We start from the raw sequence: 19,909 nt of genomic DNA, 5'->3' as shown, positions 1-19,909 counted from the left end.
GCTATCCGGCGGTGAATGATGCGAGGTATGCCGTCCGCCTCCGACCTGCCCGCCCGCGTCGCGCGGCGTTCGCGCACCGAGGCCCGGATCCGCGCCGACCGGCTGACCGGCCGGCTGGTGTTCATCGTCCAGTGCGGCATCGGTGCGGCGCTCGCGTGGTGGCTCGCCAAGGACGTCTTCGACCACCCGCTGCCGTTCTTCGCGCCGGTGACGGCGATCATCTCGCTCGGCCTGTCCTACGGGCAGCGGGTCCGACGGGCGGTCGAGGTGATGGTCGGGGTCGCGATCGGCGTCCTCATCGGTGACGTCTTCGCCCACCTCTTCGGCAGCGGGATCCTCCAGCTGCTCGTCGTCATCGTCCTCGCCATGACCATCGCCTCGCTCTTCGGCGCCGGGCTGCTCATCACCATCCAGGCCGGGGTGCAGGCAGCGATCATCACCACGCTCGTCGCCGCGCCGGGACAGGCGTTCACCCGCTGGCTCGACGCGGTCATCGGCGGGAGCGTCGCGCTCCTCATCAGCGCGCTCGTCCCCGCGACGGGCCTGCACCGGCCACGCCAGAAGGCCGCGCTGGTCGTCGAGGAGATCGCGGCCATCCTGCGCGAGACCGCGGTCGTCATCCGCACCGACGACAACGAGCTCGCCGGGGCGACGCTGCGGCGGGCCCGAGCGTCGGAGGGCATGCTCGTCGAGCTCCAGTCGCTCGCCTCGGAGGGCGTGGCCGTGGTGCGCCTCTCTCCGTTCCGGCGGCGGCACCTCCCCGGCGCCCAGGCGATCGCCGACCTCCTCGAGCCGCTCGACCGTGCGATCCGCAACCTGCGCGTCCTCGTCCGCAGGGCCCTGGTCGGGACGCGGCGCGGAGAGGTGATCCCCCCGGCATACACCGCTCTCCTCGACGACCTCGCACGGTCGTGCGACGACATCGCCCGCGAGCTGCACGAACGCCACGAGCCCACCGCCGCACGCGCAGGGCTCCACCGGCTCGCCGAGCGCAGCGCCGTCATCGACCCGGCGTCGGGGCTGTCCGGCGAGGTGATCCGGGCGCAGGTGCGCTCGATGGTCGTCGACCTGCTCGTCCTCACCGGCATGTCCGTCGACGAGGCGGGTGAGCTCGTGCCGGTGTCGCACCCGCAGGACGACACCTCCGTGGTCGGCGACGAGGTCGACGAGGAGCCGACCTAGGGTTGCCCGTGTGGCAGTCGAGGCAGTGACCGATGTGGGTGACCTCACCAGTGGTGTCCGCGGTCTCCTCGACGAGCGTGGTGCGCGGGCCGGCTCGGTGGCCGTCGTCGCCGTCGACGGCCCCAGCGGGTCCGGCAAGACGACGCTCGCCCGGCACCTGGGTGGCGAGCTCGATGCCCTCGTCCTCCACGTCGACGACATGCACCAGGGGTGGACCGGCGTGCTCGCGACCGTCGAGCTGGCGCGGGCCTCCCTCGTCGACGCCTGGGTGATCGGGTCGCCGGCATCGCACCCCACCTGGGACTGGGACGAGGACGTGCCGGGGCCCAGCGAAGCCGTCCCGCGGGCCGACCTCGTCGTCCTCGAGGGGGTGGGAGCCTTCGCCATCGCCGGCGCCGAGGCCTCGGTGAAGGTCTGGGTCGAGGCACCCACGGACCAGCGCCACGTGCGCGCCGTCGCCCGCGACGGTGAGGTGTTCGAGGCCCACTGGGACGAGTGGGCCGACCAGGAACGCCAGCTGTATGCCGTCTCGCCCGGCCGGGCGGACGCGGACCTCGTGGTCGACACGGGCCGTCCTGAGTCCGCCGGTCCTTGGTCCGGTGACGGTAGCGACCCTGGCGGTCCCGATGCGGACACGATCGACACGGCACCCCGGCCCGAGGTGGAGGGACCGCCCCTCTGGCTCGTGATCCTGGGCGTCGTCGCGGTCTCGCTCAGCCTGCGCACCCTGATGACGTCGCTGCCCCCGCTCCTCCCGAGGCTGCGCGAGGACCTCGGGCTGAGCTCGGTCTGGCTGGGGGTGCTCACGACCCTGCCGGTCCTCTGCATGGGCCTGCTCGCGCCGCCGGCCGCCCGGCTGGGGCTGCGGCTCGGTGTGGTCCGGTGCATCTCGCTCGCGATGGTCGCCATCGCCGTCGGCAACCTCGTGCGCGCCTTCGGGCACGAGGTCCTCGCCCTCTACGCCGGGACGCTCTGCGCCGGTGCCGGCATCGCCCTGGCCGGCACCCTCCTGCCCGGGATGGTCAAGGGCTCGTTCCCGGCCGGTCGAGCCGGGCTCGCGACCGGCCTGCAGATGTTCGCCATGATGGGCGGCGCCGCCGTGGCCGCTGCCGTGTCGGTGCCGCTCGCGGTGGCGCTCGGCGACTGGGACTCCTCGCTGGGTTTCTGGGGACTCGTCGCCGTCGTCGGGGTCGTGCTCTGGCTCCCGGTCGACCGCGCGGTCCACCGCGGCGGCGACCACGACCAGCACCCGCCGGACACCAGCCACCGGCTGCCCTGGCGCAGCGCCACCGCCTGGCTGGTCGCCGGCTTCATGGCCGTGCAGTCGTGGCAGTTCTACTCCACCCTCGCGTGGCTCTCCCCCACCTACGTCGACCACGGCTGGGAGGCGCTGGACGCAGGTCTGCTGCTCTCGGTCTTCACCGGGGCGCAGTTCGTCTCGGGGCTCGTGGGGCCGGCCATCACGGACCGCGTCGGTGACTGGCGGGTGCCGCTGGTCGGTGCGGCGCTCTGCGGCCTCGCCGGGCAGACCGGTGTGTGGGCCGCCCCCGACGCCGCCCCGTGGGTCTGGGCCGTGCTGCTCGGCGTCGCCCAGGGTGCCTCGTTCGCCATCGGGCTCGTCCTGCTCGTCCGGTATGCCGTGTCGCCGGCGGCCGCTGCCCGCTTCACCGCGATGACCTTCCTCGTCTCCTACACGGTGGCGTCGATGGGTCCGACGACGATGGGTGCGGTGCGCGACCTCACCGGTGGCTTCTCGACGATCTGGCTCGTGCTGGCCTGCCTCATGCTCGTCCAGCTCGTCGCGGCCATGTCACTGCGACCGGGCCGCGCCCCCGTCCGCTGACCCACCCGTGCACACACATCGACCAATAGGTCACTTCTGGTCGCCAGCCCGCGCACACAATCGACCAATTGGTCACTTCTGGTCGCCACCCCGCGCACACAATCGACCAATAGGTCGAATGTGGTCGCCACCCCGCGCAAGAAGTGACCTATTGGTCGAATGTTGTCGCCACGGCCGTGCGTCTGGTGACCCTCTCGGTCAGTGGCGGGACGCGGCCACGAGGGCGGCGAGGCGCTGGGCCTCGCTGCGGGAGGACGGTCCGTCGGCGCGCTGGATCGCCATGACCGCCACGGTCTCGGTGTCGGTGAGGTGGAGGGTCACCCAGGGGTCGCCCTCGTCGAAGCTCACGTCGTCGATCTCGTCCCACCGGATGTGCCGGCGGCCGACGAGGTTCTGGACCGTCAGCCCGGCGTCGTCGGGCACGGCCGCGATCGCCGCCCACCGCCACAGCACCAGCGCCAGGGCGACCCCGATGACCCCGAGCATGACGCGGTCGGCGATCACCCAGCCGCCCTCGTCGACGCCGGAGACGAGCACTGCGAGGGCCACGAACAGCACGAGCGAGAGCCCGGCCATGACGGTGGCCATGGCCCTGCCCCGGCGGGACCGGAACGGCTCGCGCGAGACCTCGTCGGTCACAGGCGGCACGCGGCAATGTCGGTGACGAGGATGGCGCGGGCGCCCATCTCCCACAGACGGTCCATCACGGCGTTGGTGCCCGAGCGCGGGACCATCGCGCGCACGGCCTTCCACTCGGGGTTCTGGAGGTTCGAGACCGTGGGCGACTCGAGGCCGGGAGTGATCGCGCACGCCTCGTCGACCAGCGCCGCGGGGACGTCGTAGTCGAGCATGACGTAGTGCCGGGCCGTGACGACACCGAGCATCCGGCGGCGCAGCACCTCGATGGCCGACTCCTCGTGGCTGCCCTCGCGACGAATCAGCACGGCCTCGCTGCGCAGGATCGGGTCGCCGAACACCTCGAGACCCTGGCTGCGGAGCGTGGCACCGGTCTCGACGACGTCGGCGATGACGTCGGCCACGCCGAGGGTGATCGCGGTCTCGACGGCACCGTCGAGGCGCACGACCTCGGCCTGGACGCCGTGGTCGGCAAGGTGCTTCTCGACGAGGCCTTGGTAGCTCGTCGCGACCCGGCGACCCGCGATGTCGGCCAGAGCCGACACGGAACCGGGGCGGCCGGCATACCGGAAGGTCGAGCCACCGAAGCCGAGGGTCATCACCTCGGTCGCGGCACTGCCCGAGTCGAGGAGCAGGTCGCGACCGGTGATGCCGCAGTCGACGGTGCCGGAGCCGACGTAGACCGCGATGTCGCGCGGGCGCAGGTAGAACAGCTCGACGCCGTTGGCCTCGTCGGTGACGACGAGCTCCTTGGTGTCGCGGCGAGTGCGGTAGCCCGCCTCGCGCAGCATCTCGGCGGCGGGGTCGGCGAGGGAACCCTTGTTGGGGACGGCAATGCGCAGCATGGGAACTCGTGTCTCAGAGGTGGGTGTAGACGTCGTCGAGGGTCAGACCCTTGGCGACCATGAGGACCTGGAGGTGGTAGAGCAGCTGGGAGATCTCCTCGGCTGCCCGCTCGTCGCTCTCGTGCTCGGCGGCCATCCACACCTCGGCGGCCTCCTCGACGATCTTCTTGCCGATGGCATGCACGCCGGCGTCGAGCTGCGCGACCGTGCCCGAGCCCTCCGGGCGGGTGGCGGCCTTGTCGGTGAGCTCGGCGAACAGCGCGTCGAAGGTCTTCACGCGTCAATCGTACGAGGGGCGAGCTCGCGCAGGGTCACCGCGGTGGCGACGGCGGCCAGCGCCGCCTCGGCGCCCTTGTCCTCTCCCGAGCCGGGCAGTCCGGCCCGGTCGAGGGCCTGCTCCTCGGTGTCGCAGGTGAGGACGCCGAAGCCGACCGGCACCCCCGTGCGGGTGCTCACGTCGGTGAGCCCGTGCGTGACGCCGCTGCAGACGTAGTCGAAGTGCGGTGTCCCACCGCGGATGACGACGCCGAGGGCGACGAGGGCGTCGTGCGTCGGGGCGAGGCGTGCCGCGGCGACGGACAGCTCGACCGTGCCGGGGACGCGGACGACGGCGACGTCCGGGAGGCCGGCCCCGGCCAGTGCGGTCACCGCGCCCTCGATGAGCCCGTCCATCACGACGTCGTGCCACGACGCGGCGATGACGGCGACCCTCAGGCCGGTCCCGTCGACGTGGACCTCGGGTGCTCCGGCCTTCATGCGCTCGCCTCCGTGGCGTCGTGGGCGTCGAGGACGAGGTCGTGGCCCAGGCGGTCACGCTTGGTCCTCAGGTAGGCCGCGTTCGTCGCGACGGGAGCGACCTGGAGACGCTCGACCGAGGCCACGTCGATGCCGGCAGCGACGACCGACGCCACCTTGTCGGGGTTGTTGGTGAGCAGCCGCACGGCCTCGACGCCGAGGTCGTGCAGGATCGCCGTGGCGGCCGAGTAGTCGCGAGCGTCCACCGGCAGGCCGAGCTGCTCCTGCGCGGCGACGGTGTCGGCTCCGGTGTCCTGCACGGCATACGCGGCGATCTTGTCCGCGAGACCGACACCGCGGCCTTCGTGACCTCGCAGGTAGACCACGACCCCTCCCTCGCGGGCGACGCGGGTCTGGGCGCGGCGCAGCTGGGGCCCGCAGTCACAGCGGGCCGAGCCGAAGACGTCGCCGGTGAGGCACTCGCTGTGCAGCCGCGTGAGGACCGGCCCGTCGCCGAGCCCGCGAGGGCTGACCAGCGCGAGGTGCTCGTCGCCGGTGAGGGCGTCGCGGTAGGCGTGCACCGTGAACGTCCCGTCCGGTGTCGGAAGGGTCGTGGTCGCGTGGCGGGCCACGCGGTCCTGGCGCTGGCGGTGCGCGACGAGCTGCTCGATGGTGATGACCGGCAGGTCGTGCTCGGCACCGAGGTCGAGCACGGCCGGCAGGCGCATCATCGTGCCGTCGTCGTGGGTCAGCTCGGCGATGGCACCGACCGGCTCGAGACCGGCGAGCCGGCACAGGTCGACCGCCGCCTCGGTGTGGCCGCGCCGCACGAGCACCCCCCCGTCGCGGGCACGCAGCGGCACGACGTGACCCGGGCGGACGAGGTCGTCCGCCGTGGTGGTCGGGCCCGACAGCAGCCGCACCGTGTGTGCCCGGTCGGCCGCGCTGATCCCCGTGGTCACGCCTGCGGCGGCGTCCACCGTGACCGTGTATGCCGTCCGCAGCCGGTCCGCGTTGTCCCTCACCATGAGCGGAAGGTCCAGACGGTCGGCGACGGCGTCCGGCATCGGCGCGCAGACGTAGCCCGACGAGTGCCGGATGGTCCAAGCCATCCACTCGTCGGTGAGCGTCTGCGCGGCGAGGACGACGTCGCCCTCGTTCTCACGGTCCTCGTCGTCGGTGACGAGCACGGGACGGCCTGCCCGCAGGGCTTCGAGGGCCTCGTCGATGGTCGAGAGCCCGCTCATCGGACGGCCTCCGTCAGCTCACGGTCGGGGTCGCGTTCCTCGCGAGAGGCCCTGAGCCACACGGTGAAGCCGTAGAGCACCAGGGCGCCGTACACGGCATACAGGACCGCGCTCGGGTAGAACTTCGAGTGCCACAGCAGCGGCACGCCGACGAGGTCGACGGCGATCCACATGAGCCAGAAGTCGTTCCACCCGCGGGCCATCGCGTAGGTCGCGAGCATCGAACCCACGAAGATCCACGCATCGCACCAGAAGTACCAGCGCGGGGCCGGCCAGCTGGCACCGATCGTCGCGAAGACCCACTGGCCGATGACGACACCGGCGACCCAGACCCCGAGGTATGCCGTCCGCTCCCGGACCGTGGCCCACCGCGGCGTGATCGCGGGGGCGTCGGCGCCGCGGGCCTTGCGGTGCTCCTGCCAGCGCCACCAGCCGTAGACGCTCGTGAGGATGAAGAAGACCTGACGGCCCGCCTGACCGTAGAGCGTCTGCTGCTGCGGGTTCGCGAAAGCGACGCCGAAGAAGACGGTGAAGAGCAGGACGTTGCCGATGATCCCGACCGGCCACGCCCACACCCGGCGACGCATGCCACCGATCGCGGAGGCGAACCCGAAGACGTTGCCGACGATCTCGCGCCAGAGGATGTGCGAGCTGCCGATCGTCAGCTGGGCCTCGAAGAGGCGCTCGAGCCAGTTCATGCGGGGACCTCCGTGGTCGTGGTGCTGTCGGTGGTGGTGCGTGCGGAGAGGAGACGCTCGACGTACTTCGCGAGGACGTCGACCTCGAGGTTCACCGTGTCCCCCACGGCGCGATGGCCGAGGGTGGTGAGCGCGAGGGTGGTGGGGATGAGCGAGACGCTGAACGTGTCGTCGGTGACGGCCGAGACCGTGAGGCTCACGCCGTCGACGGTGATCGAGCCCTTCTCGACGACGTAGCGCGCGAGGTCGGCGGGCAGCGTGAACGTCACGACCTCCCAGCGGTCGCCGGGAACCCGCTCGACGACGGTCGCGGTGCCGTCGACGTGGCCCTGGACGATGTGCCCGCCGAACCGGGCCGAGGCAGCCATGGCCCGTTCGAGGTTGACCGGTGCCCCGGCCTCGAGGTCCCCGAGGCCGGTGCGGGACAACGTCTCCGCCATGACGTCGACGGTGAACCATCCCTCGTGTGCGTCGTGCTCGACGACCGTGAGGCAGACACCGTTGACGGCGATCGAGGCACCGTGGACGGCGTCGCTCGTGACGAGCGGACCGCGCAGCGTGAGCCGGGCCGACTCGGGGCCGAGGTCGAGGCGGTCGACCTGACCGAGCTCCTCGACGATTCCGGTGAACATCAGGGGGCCTCCTGGAGGACGGCGGTGATGCGGACGTCGTGGCCGATGATCCGCGTGTCGGTGGGTTGGAGCCGGAGGGCGTCGGCCATGGTCGTGATGCCGAGGTCGCTCACGCTCGGCCGCCCGCGGCCGAGCAGGACGGGGGCGACGTACGCGACGATCTCGTCGACCAGACCGTCGGCCATGAACGCCGCGGCGACGGTCGGCCCGCCCTCGAGCCAGACGTGGTGGACCTCCCGGTCGGAGAGGTGGGTGAGCACCTCTCGCGGCGACCGGGTGCGCAGGTGCACGGTCCCGGCGGCGCCGTCGAAGACGCGGGCGCCGGCCGGGAGGTCTCGCTGGCCCATGACGACGCGCAGCGGCTGGTGCTCGCGCAGGCTCCCGTCGGGGTGGCGTGCGGTGAGCTGGGGGTCGTCGGTGAGCGCCGTGCCGGTGCCCACGAGGATGGCGCCGCAGCGAGCGCGATGGTCGTGCACGTCGGCACGCGCCTCGGGTCCGGTGATCCACTGGCTGGTCCCGTCGGCGGCGGCGCTGCGCCCGTCGAGGGTCGACGCCAGCTTCCACGTGACCCAGGGCCGTCCGGTACGGATGCGGTGCAGCCACGTCCGGTTGAGCTCGGTCGCCTCCGCCTCGAGGACCCCGGCCTCGGTGGTGACGCCCTGCTCGCCCAGCCAGGCGGCTCCACCGGCGGCCGGAGAGTTCGGGTCGCGCACGGCATACACGACGCGTGCGACGCCGGCGTCAGCGAGCGCACGGGAGCAGGGCGCGGTGCGGCCCGTGTGGTGGCACGGTTCGAGCGTGACGTATGCCGTCGCTCCCCTCGCGTGCCCACCCGCGGCAGCCAGCGCTGCCGCCTCGGCGTGCGGCGTGCCCGCGCCACGGTGCCATCCCTCGGCGACGGCCTCGCCGTCGGGGCCGACGAGGACGCAGCCGACGCGGGGGTTGGCGTCGGCCTCGGGGCCCTGCGCAGCGACGACGAGGGCGCGGTGCATCCACCGCTCGTCGGTCGTGCTCGTGTGCTGCATTCGTCCTGCCCTCGTGCTCGAGACCTGTCGGTCGAGCTCCGGGGGACGTGCAGGCGACGCGGCGCCGCCGACGGGTCACAGCGTGACGTCGGACGGCGCGACCCCGAAGGGCCTCGCTGTCACGTGCTGCCTACCATCCGGACTCTCACCGTCGGTCTGGGAGTTCCACCCAGTCAACCGGCCGCTGGCTGCGGTCGGGTCGCGGACTGTCACCGCCGGTTCGGAATTGCACCGACCCCGGAGCACGTCACCACCCAGTATGCCGCAGGAGGGCCGGCGGACCGAACCCCTGTCCACCGTGACGCTCCTCTCCCACTGTGTCCGCCACTTCGGTGGCCCTGCCGTCGAGGTGCCGGACGTTGCGGTATGCCGTCCGCGCACCTGCCGCTTGCGTCCGCCACGTCGGTGGCCCTGTCGTCCACCTGGCGGACGCAAGGGGCCGGGCGGGTCAGCTGATGGTGAGCCCGAACACCTCGAGGAGCCCCGGCGCCGCGTCGAGGTCGAGCCGGGCCCCCTTGAGCCGGTTGGCGCGCGGGTCCAGGGCGAGGCCGCGGGTGCCGCGGAGGTCGGCGTCGCTCAGGTCCGTATCGGCGAAGCGGGCTCCGGACACGTCAGAGCCGCCGAGGTCGGCACGGCGCAGGTCGCACTCGCTGAAGTCGACGTCGGTCAGCTGGCAGTCGCGGAAGACGAAGCCGGTGAGGTCGAGCCCGGCGAAGGTCGTCCCGTCGAGGCGGGAGCGCTCGAAGCGCAGCGGCTGGGCCAGCATCGACCCGGCCCCGGTCGCGGTCCAGTTCACCGCAAGGAGCTTGCAGCCGACGAAGGTGCAGTCGACGAACCGGGTGTCGGTGAGGGTCGCCATCGTCAGGTTGCAGCTCGTCAAGATGCACTCCTCGAAGACGCAGTCGATGACCTTGGCGCTCTCCCAGGACAGCCCGGCGAGCTCCTCCCCCACGACCTCACGACCCCGTAGCACCTCGCCGGGTGCGAGGGACACCAGCGCGCCGAGCGCCTCGTCGACCACGGTCAGTGCGCGTGGGAGTGCGCTTGGGCGAGGGCGCGCAGCTCGTCGATGGCCGTGGCCGCGGACTCGGCGCCGTAGACCGCGGACCCGGCGACGAAGACGTCGGCACCGGCCTCGGCGCACTGCTCGATCGTCGACGCGGACACTCCCCCGTCGACCTGGATCCACACCTCGCCGCCGTGCCGGCGCACCGCCTCGCGGACCTGCGCCACCTTGGGCATCTGGTCGGCCATGAACGACTGGCCGCCGAAGCCCGGCTCGACCGTCATGACGAGCACCATGTCGAGCTCGGGCAGCAGCTCCTCGTAGGGCGCCCACTCGGTGCCCGGCTTGATCGCCATGCCGGCCCGTGCCCCCGCAGCGCGCAGGGCACGCGCCAGGGTGCGGGGGTCACGGGCTGCCTCGACGTGGAAGGTCACCGACTGCGCGCCCGCCTCGGCGTAGGCCGGCGCCCACCGGTCGGGGTCCTCGATCATGAGGTGGCAGTCGAGCGGGATCGGCGACACCTTGAGCAGAGACTCCACGATCGGCAGGCCCAGTGTGAGGTTGGGGACGAAGTGGTTGTCCATGACGTCGACGTGCGCCCAGTCGGCGTTCGAGATCGCGTCGAGCTCGGACTGGAGGTTGGCGAAGTCTGCGGAGAGGATCGACGGTGAGATCTGCACGCGAGCAGCCTACGGTGGGCGGCCCGGCGGTCGGGTCAGGCCTTCTTGCGGAGCAGGGTGAAGAACATCGCGTCGGTGCCGTGCACGTGCGGCCAGAGCTGCACCTCTGGGCCGTCGCCGAGGTCGTGGAGCACCTCGCCCGACGCGTCGCGGAAGAGGTCGCGTGCGTCGACCACCTCGATGTCGTCGCGCTTCTTGAGCACGTCGCGCACGACGAACGTCGTCTCGGCCGGGTGCGGGCTGCACGTCGCGTAGCCGACGAGCCCGCCGGGAGCGACCGCGTCGAGGGCGCTGCGGAGCAGGTCACGCTGCAGCGGGCCGAGCTGGGCGAGGTCACCCGGCTGCCGGCGCCAGCGCGCCTCCGGTCGACGCCGGAGGGCCCCCAGGCCGGTGCAGGGCGCGTCGACGAGGACCCGTCCGTATGCCGCCGGCTCACCCTCGCCGACCTCGCGCCCGTCCGCGGTGCGCACCTCGACACTGCGTCCGGCCGCACCGGCGAGAGCGATGACGGGCTCGAGCGTGCTGCGGACGAGCTGGGCGCGGTGCTCGCTCACCTCGACGGCGACGAGGTCGGCGCCGGCGTCGAGCGCGAGGGCGCCGAGGACGCCGCTCTTGCCACCAGGTCCGGCGCAGAGGTCGAGCCACCGGGTCGGGACGTCGGCGTCCACGGGTGCGGTCGCGAGCGCCACGGCGAGCAGCTGCGAGCCCTCGTCCTGCACCGCGGCTCGCCGCTCCCGGATCGCGGGGATGGAGCCGGGGTCACCGTGGTCCAGGACGGCGCCGTAGGGCGAGGTCTCGCTCGCCGTGGCACCGGCCTCCACCAGCTCCTCGACGGTCGCGAGTCCCGGGCGGGCGACGAGGCTGACCTTGGCCGGGGTGTTGTCGCTCTCGAGCAGGGTTCGCAGCTCGCCGTCCACGGTCTCGGCCGTGGCGCGCCCGTGGCCGAGGAGCGCACCGCGCAGGGCGCTGACGACCCACTCGGGGTGCGAGTACTCGGTGGCGAGGGCCCCGGTCGCGCCTCCCTCCGGCACGACCTGCTCGACCCACTCCTCACGGGTCCGCTCGCTGACCCGGCGCATGACGGCGTTGACGAAGCCGCTCGCACCCGCGCCGCTCACGGTGCGGGCCAGCCCGACCGTCTGGTCGGCGGCGGCGTGTGAAGGGACGCGCATGCCGAGGAGCTGGTGGGCACCGAGGCGCAGGACGTCGAGCACGCCGGGGTCGATCTTGGCGGTGGGGCGGCCCGCGGCCTGCACGATGACCGCGTCGTAGAAGCCCTGCATCCGGAGCGTCCCGAACGCGAGCTCGGTGGCGAACGCCGCGTCGCGCGAGTCGAGGCGGTGCCGCCGGATGATCGCCGGGAACTCGAGGTTGGCGTAGGCGCCTTCATCGACGGCCCGCAGCAGCGTGTATGCCGCGAACCTCGCCGGCTCGGCGTGCTTGGCCCGGTCGCTCGGCTTCTGTCGCGAGCGCTGGCTGCCACGCGGCGCACCGTCCCGGGGACGGTGGGGCTGGCGGGGTTGGTCGGTTGCGGGCATCAGGTCAGCGTAGTGGCGGCGCCGAAGGCCTCGCCGCCGTCGAGGCGGACGCCGCGGGCCCAGTCGGCCGCAGCCATGAGCTTCTTGCCCTGAGGACGCACCTCACCGAGGGTGACGACACCCGATCCGGTGCCCACGTGGACGGCGCGCTTGGTCGCGTGGATCTCCCCGGGTGCCAGGGTGGCCGCGCCTTCGCGGCCGGCCAGCACGTCGTCGGGGGCGACGGTCACCGGACCGACCCCCAGTCGCTCGCCTCGCAAGGTCGTCCAGGCCCCCGGGGCCGGGGTGCAGCCGCGGACGTGACGGCTCACGGCATACGCAGGCGTTCCCCACGGGATCTCGCCGTCGGCAGTGGTGAGCTTGGCCGCGTGCGAGACGCCCTCGGCCGGCTGTGACACGGCGGTGAGGCGACCGGACTCGAGTCCGTCCATCGTCGCGACGAGCAGCCCGGCACCCGCCTTCGCGAGACGGTCGAGGAGCGAGCCGGACGTGTCGTCGGGGCGGATGGTCTCGGTCATGAGTCCCAGGACCGGGCCCGTGTCGAGGCCCTCCTCGATGACGAAGGTCGTCGCGCCGGTGGTCTCGTCGCCGGCCATGATCGCGCGCTGGACGGGGGCCGCACCACGCCAGGCGGGCAGCACGGAGAAGTGCAGGTTGACCCAGCCATGGGTCGGGACGTCGAGGACCTCACGCGGCAGCAGGGCGCCGTAGGCGACGACGGGGCACGCGTCCGGCGCGATCTCGCGCAGCCGCGCCTGGAAGCCGGGGTCCCGGGGCGAGGTCGGTGTGAGCACCTCGATGCCACGTTCGAGCGCCACCGCCTTGACAGGGGAAGGGTGCAGGGTGCGGCCACGGCCGGCGCGCGCGTCCGGGCGGGTGAGGACGGCGACGACCTCGTGCCGGGAGTCGAGCAACGCCTCGAGCGAGGGCACCGCGGTCTCGGGGGTGCCGGCGAAGACCAGCCTCATCGGGTGCACCAGTGCTCGCTCGTCACGCGCGCCAGTCTACGAAGGCTCACGCGCCGACGGCTCGGCGCTCCATCCGGTCAGGTCGCCGGGTCGCGGGGGTCGAGCCGCGCGGTCACCGGCGTCGACTCCTTGCGGGCTGAGCGTCGCGCCCGCATCGCCGCCACCTCGGCCGCGAGCGCCGGCCCGTCCGCCAGCGGGGAGCTGAGGACCAGGCGCTCGGTGTCGGCGTCGACCGGCAGCGGCCCGAGGACCCGCACGGACTCTCCGAGCCGCATCTCGTCGACCGCCGAGCGCAGCGCGGCCCGGGCACCAGTGAGGGTGGCGACCCGCGCGGTCGGCGGGAGCGAGAGCTCGCGGCGCTCGGAGAGCTCGCGCTCGGAGAACCAGGCCGGGTCCCAGCGCACCAGCGCCTCGACGGCCGGCACGGTCGCGTGCGTCGGCACCCCCGCCAGCACGACGACCCCGCCGTCGCCCGCGCCACGGGTGAGGGCGACCGCGCCCATCCAGCGGCGCAGCGCCTCCTCGGCCGAATCCAGCGACGGGCGGTCGAGCAGGGCCCAGGCGTCGAGCAGGAGGCACGCGGCGTAGCCGCCCTCGGCGACCGGCTCGGCGCCCGGTGTCGAGATGACCAGCCGGGGCCGGGAGTCCACCTCGTCGACCACATGGCCGGCTCCCGAGGTCGCCAGCGGGACTCCGGGGAAGGCACGGCCCAGCTCCTCGGCGGTCCGCCGGGCCCCCACGACCGAGGACCGGAGCCGGGGCGAGCCACAGTGGGAGCACTCGAACCGGGTCTCGACGGCCCCGCACCAGCGGCACGTCGGCGGCTGCCCGGGACCACGCAGCCCGAGCGGCCCTGAACACACGCGGCAGCGCGCCGGCCGTCGGCAGTCCTGGCACGAGAGCGAGGGCAGGTAGCCCCGACGCGGGACCTGGACGAGCACCGGACCGCGGCTCAGCGCCTCCTTCGCGACCTGCCACGCGGACGACGGCAGGTGGGCACGCGCGGCAGCGGGGTCGCGGGCGAGGTCGGCGCCCTCACCGGCCACCCGCACCCTGGCCACGGCGCGGCGCAGGAGCGCGCGGTCGGCCTCCACCGGCACGACGTCTCCGTCGGCGCACCACTGAGCGAGGGTGACGCTGCGCGAGAACCCGGCGCTGAGCAGGGCGGCGCCCTCGATGCGGGCACGCAGGCGTGCGACCTCGCGGACTTGGGGGTAGGGCGCCCGTGGCTCGTCGTGCAGGTCGTCCCCGTCGTCCCACCACGCGATGAGCCCCAGATCGCGCACGGGCGCGAAGGCGGCCGCCCGCGTCCCCACGACGACCCGCACGTGGCCGCGCAGGACCTTGAGGTATGCCGTGTAGCGGGCCTGCGGCCCTTGGTCGGCGGTGAGCCGGACGTGGTGACCCTTGCCCAGACGCGCCGTGAGGGCGGTCTCGACGCGGGCCACGTCGCGTCCGTCGGGGACGACGAGGACGCTGCCCCGCCCTGCGGCCAGGGCCGCCGCGGCGGCGTCGGCGAGGAGTCGCGGCCAGTCCTCGTCCGGCTCGACGGACGGGGCGGCCAGCAGCGACGCGGCCGGTGCCCCGCCGGAGGTGAGGTGGGAGAGGAAGGCCGGCCCGCCGGCATACCGGCTCCAGGCCACCGACTCGAGGTCCGGCGGCGCGTGGCACTCCGGAGCTTCCGCGGAGAGCGCCTTCTCGGCGGCGGCGTGACGGGGTGGGACGGCCAGGCGCAGGACGTCGCCGACGATGCCGCCGTAGCGTCCGGCCACCGCGCGGGCCGCCTCGAGCACCGGTGGCGTGAGGACCGGCTCGGGTGAGACGAGCCGGCGCAGCGTCGCGAGCCGCCCTTCATGGTCGGCCTCTGCCGCACGGGAGAGCACGAAGCCGTCGAGGTCCTGACCCGCGAAGCGGACCTTGACCCGCACCCCGGGCACGACGTCGTCGGCCATCGAGGCGGGCACGAGGTACTCGAACGGACGGTCGAGGTGGGCGAGACCGGTCTCGACGAGCACCGACGCGACCGGGTCGACCTCGGCGAGCGGCTCGCCACCGGACCGGGGCTTGGGCCGCGAACGCGCGGAGGGCTGGATCAGCTCCAGCTGCGTCCCCTCACCCGGCTCGGTCATGCCCCGAAACTAGACGACCCCGCGGACAGGTCAGCCGCCGAGGCGGGCCAGGAGCAGCGCTGCCATCTCCGCGGGACGCTCGATCGAGGGGAGGTGCCCGGCCCAGTCGAGCTCGACCAGCTCCGCGCCCGGCACCTCGCGGGCCAGCAGGGTCGCGATGTCGTGCTGGTGGCGGACGTCGTGCGCTCCGGAGACGACCACGGTCGGCGCCGAGATGGCGGAGGGGTCGACCTCGACGCGCTCGGCCTGCGGCGGTGGGTCCTGCTCGTCGGCCGCGAGCTGCACCTCGAAGGCCCGGCCCTGCATGACGGCGACGGCGTCGCGCGCCTCCTGCGTGGCCTCGGGACCGACCCAGAGGTCGACGTTGAGCGCCACGGCGCCGTCGACGTCGCCGGCCTCGAGCAGCTCGTCCTCACGCTCCCCGAACGCCTGGACGACGGGGTCGGTGACGTCCAGGCCGCGGTGGGCCGGGCAGAGCAGAACCAGTGCGGAGACACGGTGGGGGTGACGGGTCGCGACCTCGAGGGCCACCCGACCGCCGAACGAGGCGCCGACGACCGCAGCCCGCTCGATCCCCAGCGCATCGAGAAGGTGCACGACGTCGTCCGCGTCTGCGTAGACCTCACCCGGCTGCGGCGAGTCCCCGAAACCGCGCAGGTCGGGCGCAACCACGCGGTGAGCCGCAGCGAGCTCGGGGACGACGGGCGCCCACATCCGCCGGTCGGCCACGCCCGCGTGGAGGAGGACGACGGGGGTGCCGTCGCCCACGTCGTCGTGGGCGAGGAGCAGCGGTCCAGCGGTGCGGGTGCTCAGGGTCAGCCCTTGACCGCGCGCTGGAGCTCCTCGACGCGGTCCGTGCGCTCCCACGTGAACGGGTTGTCGACACCCTCGGCCGTCGTGCGACCGAAGTGGCCGTAGGCGGCGGTGGGCTTGTAGATCGGGCGGAGCAGGTCGAGCGCGTCGAGGATCGCGGCGGGACGCAGGTCGAAGACGGCGAGGATGGCGTCCTGGATGCGGTCCGCGGGCACGGTCTCGGTGCCGAACGTCTCGACGTAGAGGCCGACCGGCTGGGCCTTGCCGATCGCGTAGGCGACCTGGACCTCGCAGCGACGGGCCAGGCCCGCGGCGACGACGTTCTTGGCGACCCAGCGGGTGGCGTAGGCGGCGGAGCGGTCGACCTTCGACGGGTCCTTGCCCGAGAACGCACCGCCGCCGTGACGGGCCATGCCGCCGTAGGTGTCCACGATGATCTTGCGGCCGGTGAGCCCGGCGTCGCCCATGGGCCCACCGATGACGAACGTGCCGGTCGGGTTGATGAGCGAGCGGTAGTCCGAGGTGTCGAGCTCGGTGCCGGTCTCGGCGAGCTCGGCGAGGACCGGGCCGATGACGTGCTTCTCGATGTCGGGGCTGAGCAGGCCGTCGAGCGAGATGCCCTCGGCGTGCTGCGTCGAGAGGACGACGGTGTCGAGCTTGACCGCCTTGTCGCCCTCGTAGCTGATCGTCACCTGGGTCTTGCCGTCGGGGCGCAGGTAGGCGACGTCCTCACCGTTGCGGACCCGGGTGAGCCGCTCGGCGAGCCGGTGCGCGAGGAAGATCGGCAGCGGCATGAGCTCGGGGGTGTCGTCGCAGGCGTAGCCGAACATCAGCCCCTGGTCACCGGCGCCCTGCTTGTCGAGGGGGTCCACGCCACCGGTGCGGCTCTCGTATGCCGTGTCGACACCCTGGGCGATGTCCGGGCTCTGCTGCCCGATCGAGACCTCGACGCCGCACGAGGCGCCGTCGAAGCCCTTGGTGGAGGAGTCGTAGCCGATACCGAGCACGGTGTCGCGCACGATCTTGGGGATCTCGACGTAGGCCTCGGTCGTCACCTCGCCGGCGACGTGCACGAGACCCGTCGTGACCATCGTCTCGACGGCCACCCGAGCCCGGGGGTCCTGCTCGAGCATCGCGTCGAGGATCGAGTCGGAGATCTGGTCACAGATCTTGTCCGGGTGACCCTCGGTGACGGACTCGGACGTGAACAGGCGTGCAGCCACCCGGGGCTCTCTTTCGTGCGGGGTCGGTTCTTCCGCGCCGACGGCGACGGGAGGTCAAATCTAACCCCTCACCGACCCCGCAGTGCGTGTCTCCCATCACTTGGGCAGCGTGGCGGGCCCTCGCGTTGCTCCTGGGCCGAGACGGCACCGTGCGAGGTGGTGCATCATGTCCATCGTGAACGACCCTCTCGACCTCTTGGCGCGGGCCCAGCGCCTCGCGGAGGAGGTGCGGGTCGATTCCCTGCGCGAGGTCGCCGAGGCGCGCCGTGACGCCGCCCAGGTCCGGGCCCGCACCGCCGACGCCCTCTCCGAGCTCGAGGGCGTCACGTCCACGCTCGAGCGGGCCCGCTCCGAGGCCACGGCGGTGATCGAGGCCGCCCGCGAGGAGGCCGACGCCCTGCTCGCCGACGCCGCCGACCAGGCCTCGCTCGTCCGGACGCGGTCCTCCAAGGCGGCGGACGAGGCCCTGTCGATCGCGGAGGAGGACGCCGCCGCGCTCGTGGCCCAGGCCGAGCGCCGCGCCGAGTCCATCGTCGCCACCGCCGAGGGCACTGCCCGCGAGCGCCTCGAGCGTGCGAGCGTCGAGATCACCGCGGCGCGCGAGTCGTGGTCGGCAGAGCGGGCGGCAGCGGAGCAGGAGATCGTGGGCCTGCGCTCGCGCGCTGTCGACGAGTCCGCCGAGGTGCGTTCGCAGGCGGAGTCGTATGCCGTCCGGCACCGTCACGAGGTCGAGCGTGAGTCCTCGGCCCTGCGCGCCGAGGCCGAGCAGCTGGCCCTCGACGCGGGGACCGAGCGGGAGTCCCTCCTCGCCGCCGCGCGCGCCGAGGCGGCCGAGCACCTGGAGCGCTCACGCGCGGAGGCGGACGAGCTCATCCGGTCCGCCGAGGCGCATCTCGCCTGGGCGCAGGCCACCGTGCGCGACATCGTCGGCACGACCGAGCGAGAGACGATGGCCCAGCGCCGGGAGCAGCACCAGAAGCTGTCCGAGCGGGCCCGCGAGCAACGCGACCGGATCACCGCCCTCGCCGCCACCGCGGCGGCCCGGGCGGCCGACCTCACCTCCGAGGCGGAGGCCGAGTCGACCCACCTGCGGGCCCAGGCCACCTCCGTCCTCGAGGAGGCGCGATCCGATGCGGCGCGCACCCTCGACGACGCGCGCCGTGAGGCCGAGCGCATCACCCGGGCGGCGACCGAGAAGGCAGGGGAGGCCGAGGCTCGCGCCGAGCGGCGCCTGGCCGAGGCCGAGCGTGGGGCCCAGCTCGTGCGCCGTGGCGCCGCGGACGACGTCGAGCGCTTCCAGCGCGAGGCCCACGAGCAGCACCGGGCCGCGCGCGCCGAGGTCCTGCGCATCACCCACGAGGCCCAGGCCCGTTCGGACGCGATCCGCGCCGAGGCCGAGACGCAGGTGGAGCGTGCCCGCGACGAGGTCGCCGCCCTGGCCGCCCGACGAGACGCCATCACCGCCCAGCTCTCCGACCTCAGCGGCGTCATCGACGCCCTCGCCGTCGGTGAACCGACCGTGTCCCCGCCCCCCACCCCGCACCAGGAGCAGTCATGAACACGCCCCCCTTCCCGACGATCTTCCGCGGCTACGACCCCGCCGCCGTCGACCGTCACCTGGCCGCCATCGAGCACACGGTGGAGTCCGCCCGCCAGGAGGTGGCGCAGGTCACCGTCGAGCTGACCAAGCTCACCCAGGAGAACGCCGAGCTCGCCAAGGGCCTGGCCCAGCAGAAGGCGCTCGTCGCCGAGCTCGAGGCCCGTGAGGCCCAGCCCTCCTCCCCCACGTTCGCGCACCTCGGTGAGCGCATCGGCTCGATGCTGTCGCTCGCCGACGAGGAGGCAGCCGCCATCCGCGAGTCCGCGACGACCGACGCCGACGAGCACCGCCGCCTCGTCGAGGAGTCGGCTGCCTCGGTGCGCGGCGACGCCGACCGCTACGCCGAGGAGGTCCGCCAGCGCGCGGACGTCGAGGCCTCCGCGATCACCGCGAAGGCCAAGCAGGAGGCCACCGCGCTCATCGACGACGCCGGCCGTGAGGCCTCGGCCCGACGCGAGGAGGCCGAGGCCTACTTCGAGAACCAGAGGGCCCGCGCAGCCGCTGCCGCCGCGGACTTCGAGAGCACCCTCCAGGAGCGTCGCGACCGCGCGGCGCAGGAGTTCACCCTCGCCGAGAGCACGCACGAGACCCGGCTCCTGGAGCTCCAGGAGCAGGCCGACGTGCTGGCGCGGGAGTCCGAGGAGCAGCGCACCGCCCGCACCGCCGAGGCGGTCTCGATCCTCGACCAGGCCAAGGCCGAGGCGTCCGCGATGGTGACCACGGCCAAGGAGCAGGCCGACCGCATCAAGCGTGACTCCGAGCGCGAGCTCGCGGCCGCGACGGCCCGACGCGACAGCATCACCGCCCAGCTGAGCAACGTCCGCAACATGCTCGCCACCCTGGGCGGCGCTGCGGCCCTGGGCCAGGTCGGGTTCGGTGACGTTGCTGCAGAGGACGCCTCCGCTGCAGCAGCCCCCGCGCCCGAGGACGAGCCGACCGTCGACGCCGACCAGGACGAGCCGGTCGTGGCGTCCGACTCCGACGGGGACGCCGAGGCCGAGCTGGACGCCGAGGTCGAGCAGGACGCCGACGCCGAGCGCGAGGCAGAGCTCGCCGGTGCCTCCGACGCCAAGGCCGCGAAGAAGAAGTGATCCACCACCCCGGGCCAC

At 73.4% G+C, this 19,909-nt stretch carries 19 protein-coding genes and 1 riboswitch; of the genes, 4 read left to right on the top strand and 15 right to left on the bottom strand.

What is annotated here, in order from left to right; genetic code table 11:
* Nucleotides 1–27 precede the first annotated feature (27 nt).
* Together LL946_RS16000 and LL946_RS15995 are read left to right on the top strand one after the other, a co-directional pair.
* Entirely contained in the window at nucleotides 28–1,182 is a 1,155-nt protein-coding gene (locus LL946_RS16000) for an aromatic acid exporter family protein (protein ID WP_404382382.1), read from the top strand.
* Nucleotides 1,183–1,192: 10 nt separating this feature from the next.
* A complete protein-coding gene (locus LL946_RS15995) occupies nucleotides 1,193–3,025 on the top strand; it encodes an MFS transporter (protein WP_404382380.1) in 1,833 nt (610 codons plus the stop codon).
* Nucleotides 3,026–3,223: 198 nt separating this feature from the next.
* On the opposite strand, the gene LL946_RS15990 is transcribed toward LL946_RS15995, so the two are convergent.
* From LL946_RS15990 to metK, 15 genes are all read right to left on the bottom strand, one after another.
* Nucleotides 3,224–3,673, bottom strand: coding sequence for a PH domain-containing protein (locus LL946_RS15990; RefSeq protein WP_404382378.1), 450 nt, complete (start codon nucleotides 3,671–3,673; stop codon nucleotides 3,224–3,226).
* Nucleotides 3,661–4,506 (bottom strand): ATP phosphoribosyltransferase, encoded by an 846-nt coding sequence (gene hisG, locus LL946_RS15985; protein ID WP_404382376.1) that lies wholly within the window; start codon nucleotides 4,504–4,506, stop codon nucleotides 3,661–3,663. The genes LL946_RS15990 and hisG overlap by 13 nt, the downstream gene beginning before the upstream one ends.
* Nucleotides 4,507–4,519: 13 nt before the next feature.
* The gene (locus LL946_RS15980; protein WP_147065431.1) at nucleotides 4,520–4,783 is read right to left on the bottom strand and encodes a phosphoribosyl-ATP diphosphatase; all 264 of its coding nucleotides are present in this window, start codon (nucleotides 4,781–4,783) and stop codon (nucleotides 4,520–4,522) included.
* Nucleotides 4,780–5,262 carry a 6,7-dimethyl-8-ribityllumazine synthase gene (ribH, locus tag LL946_RS15975; protein ID WP_404382374.1) on the bottom strand — a complete coding sequence of 161 codons (483 nt, stop codon included), beginning with the start codon at nucleotides 5,260–5,262 and terminating at the stop codon, nucleotides 4,780–4,782. Before ribH ends, LL946_RS15980 begins: the two co-directional genes overlap by 4 nt.
* Complete coding sequence (gene ribB, locus LL946_RS15970; RefSeq protein WP_404382372.1) at nucleotides 5,259–6,488, bottom strand: 3,4-dihydroxy-2-butanone-4-phosphate synthase; 1,230 nt, start codon at nucleotides 6,486–6,488, stop codon at nucleotides 5,259–5,261. Before ribB ends, ribH begins: the two co-directional genes overlap by 4 nt.
* Nucleotides 6,485–7,186, bottom strand: a complete 702-nt coding sequence (pnuC, locus tag LL946_RS15965) for a nicotinamide riboside transporter PnuC (protein WP_404382370.1) — start codon at nucleotides 7,184–7,186, stop codon at nucleotides 6,485–6,487. The genes ribB and pnuC overlap by 4 nt, the downstream gene beginning before the upstream one ends.
* Entirely contained in the window at nucleotides 7,183–7,818 is a 636-nt protein-coding gene (locus LL946_RS15960; RefSeq protein WP_404382368.1) for a riboflavin synthase, read from the bottom strand. Before LL946_RS15960 ends, pnuC begins: the two co-directional genes overlap by 4 nt.
* Nucleotides 7,818–8,843, bottom strand: a complete 1,026-nt coding sequence (ribD, locus tag LL946_RS15955) for a bifunctional diaminohydroxyphosphoribosylaminopyrimidine deaminase/5-amino-6-(5-phosphoribosylamino)uracil reductase RibD (RefSeq protein ID WP_404382366.1) — start codon at nucleotides 8,841–8,843, stop codon at nucleotides 7,818–7,820. Before ribD ends, LL946_RS15960 begins: the two co-directional genes overlap by 1 nt.
* A gap of 119 nt (nucleotides 8,844–8,962) precedes the next feature.
* Nucleotides 8,963–9,093: riboswitch (FMN riboswitch) on the bottom strand.
* Between the two features lie 198 nt (nucleotides 9,094–9,291).
* Nucleotides 9,292–9,864, bottom strand: coding sequence for a pentapeptide repeat-containing protein (locus tag LL946_RS15950; RefSeq protein WP_404382364.1), 573 nt, complete (start codon nucleotides 9,862–9,864; stop codon nucleotides 9,292–9,294).
* 2 nt (nucleotides 9,865–9,866) lie between these two features.
* On the bottom strand, nucleotides 9,867–10,529 hold the full coding sequence (gene rpe, locus LL946_RS15945; RefSeq protein WP_404382362.1) for a ribulose-phosphate 3-epimerase: 663 nt from the start codon (nucleotides 10,527–10,529) through the stop codon (nucleotides 9,867–9,869).
* A 35-nt stretch (nucleotides 10,530–10,564) separates the two neighbouring features.
* Entirely contained in the window at nucleotides 10,565–12,067 is a 1,503-nt protein-coding gene (locus LL946_RS15940) for an RsmB/NOP family class I SAM-dependent RNA methyltransferase (protein WP_404382360.1), read from the bottom strand.
* Nucleotides 12,067–13,035: a methionyl-tRNA formyltransferase gene (gene fmt, locus LL946_RS15935; protein ID WP_404382358.1), complete on the bottom strand. Its 969-nt coding sequence runs from the start codon at nucleotides 13,033–13,035 to the stop codon at nucleotides 12,067–12,069. The genes LL946_RS15940 and fmt overlap by 1 nt, the downstream gene beginning before the upstream one ends.
* A gap of 77 nt (nucleotides 13,036–13,112) precedes the next feature.
* Nucleotides 13,113–15,164 carry a primosomal protein N' gene (locus tag LL946_RS15930; protein WP_404382356.1) on the bottom strand — a complete coding sequence of 684 codons (2,052 nt, stop codon included), beginning with the start codon at nucleotides 15,162–15,164 and terminating at the stop codon, nucleotides 13,113–13,115.
* A 30-nt stretch (nucleotides 15,165–15,194) separates the two neighbouring features.
* On the bottom strand, nucleotides 15,195–15,932 hold the full coding sequence (locus LL946_RS15925; RefSeq protein ID WP_404382354.1) for an alpha/beta fold hydrolase: 738 nt from the start codon (nucleotides 15,930–15,932) through the stop codon (nucleotides 15,195–15,197).
* A gap of 47 nt (nucleotides 15,933–15,979) precedes the next feature.
* A complete protein-coding gene (gene metK / locus LL946_RS15920; protein ID WP_404382352.1) occupies nucleotides 15,980–17,200 on the bottom strand; it encodes a methionine adenosyltransferase in 1,221 nt (406 codons plus the stop codon).
* Between the two features lie 166 nt (nucleotides 17,201–17,366).
* On the opposite strand from metK, the gene LL946_RS15915 reads away from it, so the two are divergent.
* Both LL946_RS15915 and LL946_RS15910 read left to right on the top strand, forming a co-directional pair.
* Nucleotides 17,367–18,758: a hypothetical protein gene (locus tag LL946_RS15915; RefSeq protein ID WP_404382350.1), complete on the top strand. Its 1,392-nt coding sequence runs from the start codon at nucleotides 17,367–17,369 to the stop codon at nucleotides 18,756–18,758.
* Nucleotides 18,755–19,891 carry a hypothetical protein gene (locus LL946_RS15910; RefSeq protein ID WP_404382348.1) on the top strand — a complete coding sequence of 379 codons (1,137 nt, stop codon included), beginning with the start codon at nucleotides 18,755–18,757 and terminating at the stop codon, nucleotides 19,889–19,891. The genes LL946_RS15915 and LL946_RS15910 overlap by 4 nt, the downstream gene beginning before the upstream one ends.
* The last annotated feature ends 18 nt before the right edge of the window (nucleotides 19,892–19,909 follow it).

Origin of the sequence: Knoellia locipacati (assembly GCF_044791685.1) — a bacterium.
In the GTDB taxonomy this organism is placed as follows: domain Bacteria; phylum Actinomycetota; class Actinomycetes; order Actinomycetales; family Dermatophilaceae; genus Knoellia; species Knoellia locipacati_A.
This window is presented reverse-complemented; position numbering and strand designations above follow the sequence as displayed.